Source organism: Streptomyces laculatispora, assembly GCF_017353455.1.
Lineage (GTDB): Bacteria > Actinomycetota > Actinomycetes > Streptomycetales > Streptomycetaceae > Streptomyces > Streptomyces laculatispora.
Genome location: NZ_JAFMPZ010000529.1, coordinates 1 through 6586 on the forward strand (window position 1 = coordinate 1; position 6586 = coordinate 6586).

Consider the following 6586-nt stretch of genomic DNA (forward strand, 5'->3'; position numbering starts at 1 on the left):
CGACCCGGCGGCGGTCTGGCAGGCGGTGCGCGGCGGGCGGGCGGCGGCGCCCGACGAGCAGCTCCGGCGGGAGAACGACCGCAGACTGGACGCCTTCTTCGCGGACACGCCCCTGCTGCTCACCCCGGTCACCCCCAACCGCCCGCACGGCCACGAGGGACCGGGCGAGCTCTTCTCCACCGCGCTGACCTGGGCGTTCAACCTGAGCGGGCATCCCGCGGCGAGTGTGCCCGCCGGATTCACCCCGGACGGCTGCCCGGTCGGGCTCCAACTGGTGGCGCAGCGCGGCGCCGATGTCTCGCTGCTCGGAATGGCCGGTGCGGTGGAGAGGGCGCTGACTACGGTGCGGCCATGACAGCGAATGAACCCACGCCCACCCATGAGCTGGCCCAGGTCAACATATCCCGCCTCAGATTCCCGCTCGACTCACCGGAGTTCAAGGACTTCGTCGACGGCCTCGATCCGGTGAACGCGGCGGCGGACGCGGCGCCCGGCTTCGTCTGGCGGCTGAAGAGCGACAGCGGGAACGCCACGGACGTGGCGGTCTTCGGGGACGACTGGCTGATCCTGAACCTGACCGTGTGGCGGGACCAGGACGCGCTGACGGCGTTCATGTACCAGGGCCGGCACCGGGAGCTGATGGCCCGGCGCCGGGAGTGGTTCGAGCAGATCCAGGAGGCGATGACCGCCCTGTGGTGGGTGCCCGCGGGAGAGCGCCCGACGGTGCGGGACGCCGAGGAGAGCCTGCTGCACCTGCGTGAACACGGGCCCGCGCAGCGGGCGTTCACCCTGCGCCAGAGCTTCCCGGCGCCCGGCGCGGCGAGCTGATCAGCCGGCCTGGGCGGCGCCGACCGGCTTGCGCGACTCGGCCCGGACCCGGGCGGTGTCCAGTGCCGCCTTTTCCAGGTCGACCTTCTCGGGGGCCTGGAGCGCGGTCTCGGGCGTGACGACGGCGACGAAGGACGCGGTGTTGTCGTCGCCCCAGGCGCACATGGGGATGGTGCTGGTGATCGCGCCGTCCTTGGCCCGTACGACCTGGCAGGAGATGGTGACCCCGTACCCGTCGGGGGTGAAGTCCCGGGCGGGTACGGCGATGGTCATGCCCTTCGTCTGGGTGGCCCCCTCCAGGATCTTGTCCCGGGTGAACTCCGGTCCCTTGATCCGTCCCCACAGACCGGAGATGACCAGGGTGCCGCCCGCGGAGGAGTTGTACTGGGTGACGACGGCCTTCGCATCGCGGATGCTCGGGTCGTAGGTCTCCTCGATCTCCCGCCCCTCGGTCGACGAGGAGTCCTTGAACAGCGTGTACTCGTCGTCCAGCAGCTTCTTCGGCACGGTCAGCCGGTACTCGGCCGCCGGAAACTCACCGCTGACCGCGGACGCCCCGGCGTCGGCCAGCCGGGAGACCCCGAACGCGACGCCGCCTGCCACCACCAGCGCGCCGACGGCTATCCCGACGATCAGCCCGGTCCGGCTCTTGCGTGGCGGCGGCGGCCCCTGCGGGAACCCGAAGGGCGGCGGCCCCTGCGGATACCCGAAGGGCTGCGGGCCGGGGGCGTGCTGCCGGGCGTACGGGTTCCGCTGGGGCTGCGGCGGTCCGTACGGGCCCTGGGACGGCTGCGGCGGTCCGTACGGGCCCTGCTGAGGCTGCGGCGGCGGTCCGTACGGGCCCTGGGGAGATCCGTAGGGGCCCTGGGGCGGCTGCGGCGGCGGCGTGGTCATGGCGCTCAAGTTACGTCATGGGCCACGAACACCATTTCGAACCCCGGCCCCCGGCAGGTTCAGTTCGAGGTCCGTCAGCGGCACCCGCTCGACGAAGACCCGCGTCCCGCGCACGTCCAGCTGCGCCGGTCCGGGCGGTCCGGGGCCGGCCCGGCGGCAACCGGACCGGCGGCGTCATCTGTCTCGCACATGCGGACGACCCTACTCAGCGCTCCCCGCACCCGCCGCCCCCGCTCAGGAAGCCGGCCGGTCCGCCCCGCCGTCGGCGATCGCCTGCGCGACCTCCGCCACCCGCTCCTGCTCCTCGGCCTCGAAGCGGTCCCGGTCCAGCTGTTCCGCTATCTCCTCGTCCTGGGCCATGAGCAGGTCCAGGCTGGAGTCGCCGAGTTCGAGCACGCCCATGTCGACGTACGCCTTCTGCAGCCGCTCGCCCCACAGCCCGATGTCCTTGACGCACGGGACGATGCGGCTGAACAGGAGCTTGCGGAAGAGCTGGAGGAACTCGGAGTGCTCGGAGAGCTCCTTGGCCTCCTGCTTGGCGATGCCGAAGTTCTCCAGCACCTCGACGCCGCTGAGCCGGTCGCGCATCAGGTAGCAGCCCTCGATGACGAACTCCTCGCGCTCGCGCAGTTCCACGTCGCTCAGCTGCTTGTAGTAGTCGCGCAGCGCCATCCGGCCGAAGGCCACGTGGCGGGCCTCGTCCTGCATGATGTAGGCGAGGATCTGCTTGGGCAGCGGCTTGGTCGTGGTGTCGCGGATCATACCGAAGGCGGCCAGGGCCAGCCCCTCGATGAGGACCTGCATGCCGAGGTAGGGCATGTCCCAGCGGGAGTCGCGCAGGGTGTCACCGAGCAGGCCCTGGAGGCTGTCGTTGACCGGGTACAGCATCCCGATCTTCTCGTGCAGGAAACGGCCGTAGATCTCCGCGTGCCGGGCCTCGTCCATGGTCTGGGTCGCGGAGTAGAACTTGGCGTCCAGATCGGGGACGGACTCCACGATCCGGGCCGCGCAGATCATCGCGCCCTGCTCACCGTGGAGGAACTGGCTGAACTGCCAGGAGGTGTAGTGCTTGCGCAGCTCGCCCCGGTCCTTGCCGGTCATCTTCGCCCAGTGCGGGGTGCCGTACAGGGTGAGGGCCTCGTCGGGGGTGCCGAGCGGGTCGGTGGGGTCGACCTCCAGGCTCCAGTCGATGCGCTTGTTGCCGTCCCACTGCTTGTCCTTGCCCTTCTGGTACAGGGCGAGGAGGCGCTCGCGGCCGTCGTCGTAGTCCCAGCTGAAGCGGGCCGCGCCCGAGGCGGGCACCGTCCACAACGGCTGTCCGGGGGCGGTGGTGTAGAGGTCGTGGGTCGACATGGACGGCTCCTTCGCCTCGCATGCTCCGACAAATCACCTGTCGATTCGTTCAGTTGGCAGGTTCACACGTTGGTAGACGCCGGGTCAACAAGTCGTGCGCAAGGGATTGACGGGCTTGCTGACAGACGGTCTCATAAGAGGTGACCGCCGGTAACCCATGTGTGAGGTGCCTCCAGCCATGACGCCAGTGACCGAACGCGATGTGCAGCTCCTCCGCGACGCACTCGGCCCGCTCCGGGACCGCGAGCAGATCGCCGAACGGCTGCTGGAGGCCTCGGCCAAGCACTCCTTCGACCCCGACGAGGAGCTCGACTGGGACTCGGCGGCCGAGGACGGCAAGTGGTTCTGGCCGCCCGAGCTGATCTCCCTCTACGACACCCCGCTCTGGCGGAAGATGTCGCAGGAGCAGCGGCAGGACCTGGCCCGGCACGAGGCGGCCTCGCTGGCCTCGCTCGGCATCTGGTTCGAGATCATCCTCATGCAGCTGCTGGTCCGGCACATCTACGACAAGCCGGTGACCAGCAACCACGTCCGCTACGCACTCACCGAGATAGCCGACGAGTGCCGGCACTCGATGATGTTCGGCCGGATGATCACCTGGGGCGGGTCGCCCTGCTACCCGGTCCCGCGCCGGTACCACAACCTCGCCCGGGTACTGAAGACCGTCTCCACCACGCCCGGTTCGTTCGCGGCCACCCTGCTCGGCGAGGAGATCCTCGACTGGATGCAGCGGCTGACCTTCCCCGACGAGCGCGTCCAGACCCTGGTGCGCGGCGTGACCCGCATCCATGTGGTCGAGGAGGCCCGGCACGTCCGGTACGCCCGCGAGGAGCTGCGCCGCCAGATGGTGACCGCGCCCCGCTGGGAGCGCGAGCTCACCCGGGTCAGCTGCGGCGAGGCGGCCCGCGTCTTCTCGGTCTGCTTCGTCAATCCGCAGGTGTACGGGGCGGTCGGCCTGGACCGCCAGGAGGCCGTGGCCCAGGTACGGGCGAGCGGGCACCGGGCGGAGGTCATGCAGTCGGGGGCCAAGCGGCTGACCGACTTCTTCGACGACATCGGGGTCCTCAACGGGGTGGGACGCAGGCTGTGGAAGAGCTCGGGCCTGCTGGCCTGACGGCCGCGGACACGGCATCAGCCCTTAGGCTGGCCGGTATGACCCCTGCCGCAGCCGCGCCGTCGAACCGTGCGTACCGAAGGCTCAGCGTCGAGGAGCGGCGCGCCCAGCTCCTCGGTGCGGCACTCACCCTCTTCGCGCACCGGGCCCCCGACGAGGTCTCGCTCGACGAGGTCGCGACGGTGGCCGGGGTCTCCCGGCCGCTGGTCTACCGCTACTTCCCCGGCGGGCGCCAGCAGTTGTACGAGGCGGCGCTCAGGTCCGCCGCCGAGGAACTGATCCTGTGCTTCGCCGAACCGGCCGTGGGCCCGCCCACGGAGCGGGTGACCCGGGTCCTGGACCGCTACCTCGCCTTCGTCGACCAGCACGACGCCGGCTTCAGCGCACTGCTGCGCGGCGGCAGTGTCGCCGAGACGTCGCGCACGAGCACGATCGTCGACGAGGTGCGGCGGGCGGCGGCCGACCAGATACTCCTGCACCTGGGCCGGGGCGCGGGCAGCGATCCCGGACCGCGGCTGCGGATGATGGTGCGCACCTGGATAGCGGCCGTCGAGGCGGCCTCACTCATCTGGCTGGACGAGGAGAAGCAGCCTGCCGCGTCCGAGCTGCGCGACTGGCTCGTCGACCAGTTCATCGGACTCCTCGCCGTCACCGCGGCCACGGACCCGGGCACCGCGGCCGCCGTGGCCGAGCTGCTGCCCCTGGAGACCGCGGTGGGCCCGGCCGGCCGGCTGGCGGACCGGCTGACCCCGGTGGTCGGCGCGGCCGCGCATCTGCTGCCCCCGGGCTGATCGGTCAGACTGGGGCGGTGAGAAGCGAGAACACCCCCTTCACCGGCGGACCACTGGACGGACGGGTCCTGCCCGTACTCGTCGGCCCGACCGGCCACCCGCCCAAGTGGTACGAGGTCCCGGTCCCGGACGCCGACGGCGGGCCGGCCACCGTGCATGCCTACCGCCGGGTCCCGGCCGGGCACTCCAAGCGGCTGGGCATCCAGCTCGGCTGGGTGTACGAGTACGCCCCCGGCGGCCGTGAGCGCCACAGCCCCAAGTGGCCCTGGTCGAAGCCGGGATGACGCGTCCGGGGCGCATCGGGTCGGGGCCGCCGTTCGGTCCCCGGCCATGGACCGCCGGGAGCCCGCTCCCTGTCGCGGGCGAGGTCGTAAGATCGACGATCTGGTCCGAGGACGGTCACATAGGGGGTGCGCCATGGAGGCGCTGCGTCAGGACGATCCACGGCACTTCGGCCCGTACACGACGCTGGCACGGCTGCGTGAGACGGCCGCGGCGGTGCAGTACCTCGCGCGCGGCGCGGCCCCGCAGGACCTCGCCGTGATCACCGCGGCGCGGCCCGCGCTGGCCGCGCTGCCCGCCTTCCGGCGGCGCTTCCAGGCGGAGGCGCGGACCGCGGACCGGCTGGCCGGCGGCTGGGTGGCGGCGCAGCTCGCCACCCGTACGGACGGGTCCGAGGACGACGACCTGCTGTGGACGGCCTCGGAGTACGTACCGGCGCTGACCCTCGCCGAGGCGATCGAGACCGCCGGGCCGCTCCCCGAGCGTCCGTTGCGGATACTGGGCGCGGGCGTCGCCGAAACCCTCTCCCGGGTGCACGCCACCGGGGCCGTGCTCCAGGGCCTCGCCCCCAGGACGGTGCTGCTGGCCGAGGACGGTCCGCGGCTCACCGCCTTCGGCCCCCTGGGTGCGGCGGCCGACGCCGAGGCGCGGCCGGGCGGGCAGCTCTCCGTCCGGCTCGGCTATCTGACCCCGGAGCAGGTCGAGGGCAGGGAGGCCGGTCCGGCCTCCGACCTCTTCGTGCTGGGCCTGCTGCTCGCGTACGCGGCGACCGGCAGCACCCCGCTGGCGGACGGCCCGGCGGCGGAGGCCGCCGAACGGATCGCCCACACCGACCCCGAACTGGCGGCCGTGCCGGACGCGTTGCGCGATCTGGTCGCCCGCTGCCTGGCGAAGGACCCGGCCGACCGGCCGACGGCGGGGGCGGTGGCCGCGGAACTGGCCCTGGAGGGCGCGGCCGGGCTCGCCAGGGGCGGCCACTGGCTGCCGGCTCCGCTGTCGGCGGCCATGGCCGCACAGGCCGTACGCGCCCGGGCCCTGGAAGCCGCACCGCCCACCGTCGAGGACTCCGCGGCCACGGCGGGACCGTCGGACCCGGCGGGCGTCCCCGCCGCCTCCGGCGTCCCGGACGTGCAGGACGCCGTGGCGCTCCCCGCAGGCAGCGGGTCCGAGGCCCCGCGCCCGGCCGGGACACCCGGACCGCCCAGTTCGGGATCATCGACCGCGGCGCCGCACGGCCCGATCTGGCGACGGCCCAGCTCTCGATGCCGCGTGAGCTGCCCCGTCCCCCGGCCGCCCTCCCCGCCGGGCAGCCGGCCCCTCAGCC

At 72.5% G+C, this 6586-nt stretch carries 8 protein-coding genes; 6 read left to right on the forward strand and 2 right to left on the reverse strand.

Annotation, left to right across the window (positions count from 1 at the left end):
• Window positions 1–355: amidase family protein (locus tag J1C73_RS27985; protein ID WP_242644802.1), on the forward strand; the 355-nt coding region annotated here is incomplete at its 5' end.
• Window positions 352–828, forward strand: a complete 477-nt coding sequence (locus tag J1C73_RS27990) for a DUF3291 domain-containing protein (protein WP_207318821.1) — start codon at window positions 352–354, stop codon at window positions 826–828. The genes J1C73_RS27985 and J1C73_RS27990, both read left to right, overlap by 4 nt.
• Here the strand turns inward: J1C73_RS27990 and J1C73_RS27995 are convergent, their stop codons facing one another.
• Both J1C73_RS27995 and J1C73_RS28000 read right to left on the reverse strand, forming a co-directional pair.
• Entirely contained in the window at window positions 829–1722 is an 894-nt protein-coding gene (locus J1C73_RS27995; protein ID WP_207318822.1) for a hypothetical protein, read from the reverse strand.
• A gap of 234 nt (window positions 1723–1956) precedes the next feature.
• Complete coding sequence (locus J1C73_RS28000; RefSeq protein ID WP_207318823.1) at window positions 1957–3075, reverse strand: ferritin-like domain-containing protein; 1119 nt, start codon at window positions 3073–3075, stop codon at window positions 1957–1959.
• Window positions 3076–3253: 178 nt separating this feature from the next.
• Between J1C73_RS28000 and J1C73_RS28005 the strand changes: the two genes are divergently transcribed.
• The 4 genes from J1C73_RS28005 to J1C73_RS28020 form a co-directional block, all read left to right on the forward strand.
• Window positions 3254–4189 carry an AurF N-oxygenase family protein gene (locus J1C73_RS28005; protein ID WP_207318824.1) on the forward strand — a complete coding sequence of 312 codons (936 nt, stop codon included), beginning with the start codon at window positions 3254–3256 and terminating at the stop codon, window positions 4187–4189.
• Window positions 4190–4227: 38 nt separating this feature from the next.
• Window positions 4228–4980 (forward strand): TetR/AcrR family transcriptional regulator, encoded by a 753-nt coding sequence (locus J1C73_RS28010; RefSeq protein WP_123461640.1) that lies wholly within the window; start codon window positions 4228–4230, stop codon window positions 4978–4980.
• Between the two features lie 17 nt (window positions 4981–4997).
• On the forward strand, window positions 4998–5264 hold the full coding sequence (locus tag J1C73_RS28015) for a DUF8847 domain-containing protein (protein ID WP_123461639.1): 267 nt from the start codon (window positions 4998–5000) through the stop codon (window positions 5262–5264).
• A 133-nt stretch (window positions 5265–5397) separates the two neighbouring features.
• Window positions 5398–6586 (forward strand): protein kinase domain-containing protein (locus J1C73_RS28020; protein WP_207318825.1); only part of this gene is annotated, 1189 nt, incomplete at its 3' end.

Bases quoted from the DNA above. Each gene is read 5' to 3' on its own strand.
- J1C73_RS27990 (WP_207318821.1), top strand. From the start codon at position 352: ATGACAGCGAATGAACCCACGCCCACCCATGAGCTGGCCCAGGTCAAC.
- J1C73_RS28005 (WP_207318824.1), top strand. From the start codon at position 3,254: ATGACGCCAGTGACCGAACGCGATGTGCAGCTCCTCCGCGACGCACTC.
- J1C73_RS28000 (WP_207318823.1), bottom strand. From the start codon at position 3,075: ATGTCGACCCACGACCTCTACACCACCGCCCCCGGACAGCCGTTGTGG.
- J1C73_RS28010 (WP_123461640.1), top strand. From the start codon at position 4,228: ATGACCCCTGCCGCAGCCGCGCCGTCGAACCGTGCGTACCGAAGGCTC.
- J1C73_RS27995 (WP_207318822.1), bottom strand. From the start codon at position 1,722: ATGACCACGCCGCCGCCGCAGCCGCCCCAGGGCCCCTACGGATCTCCC.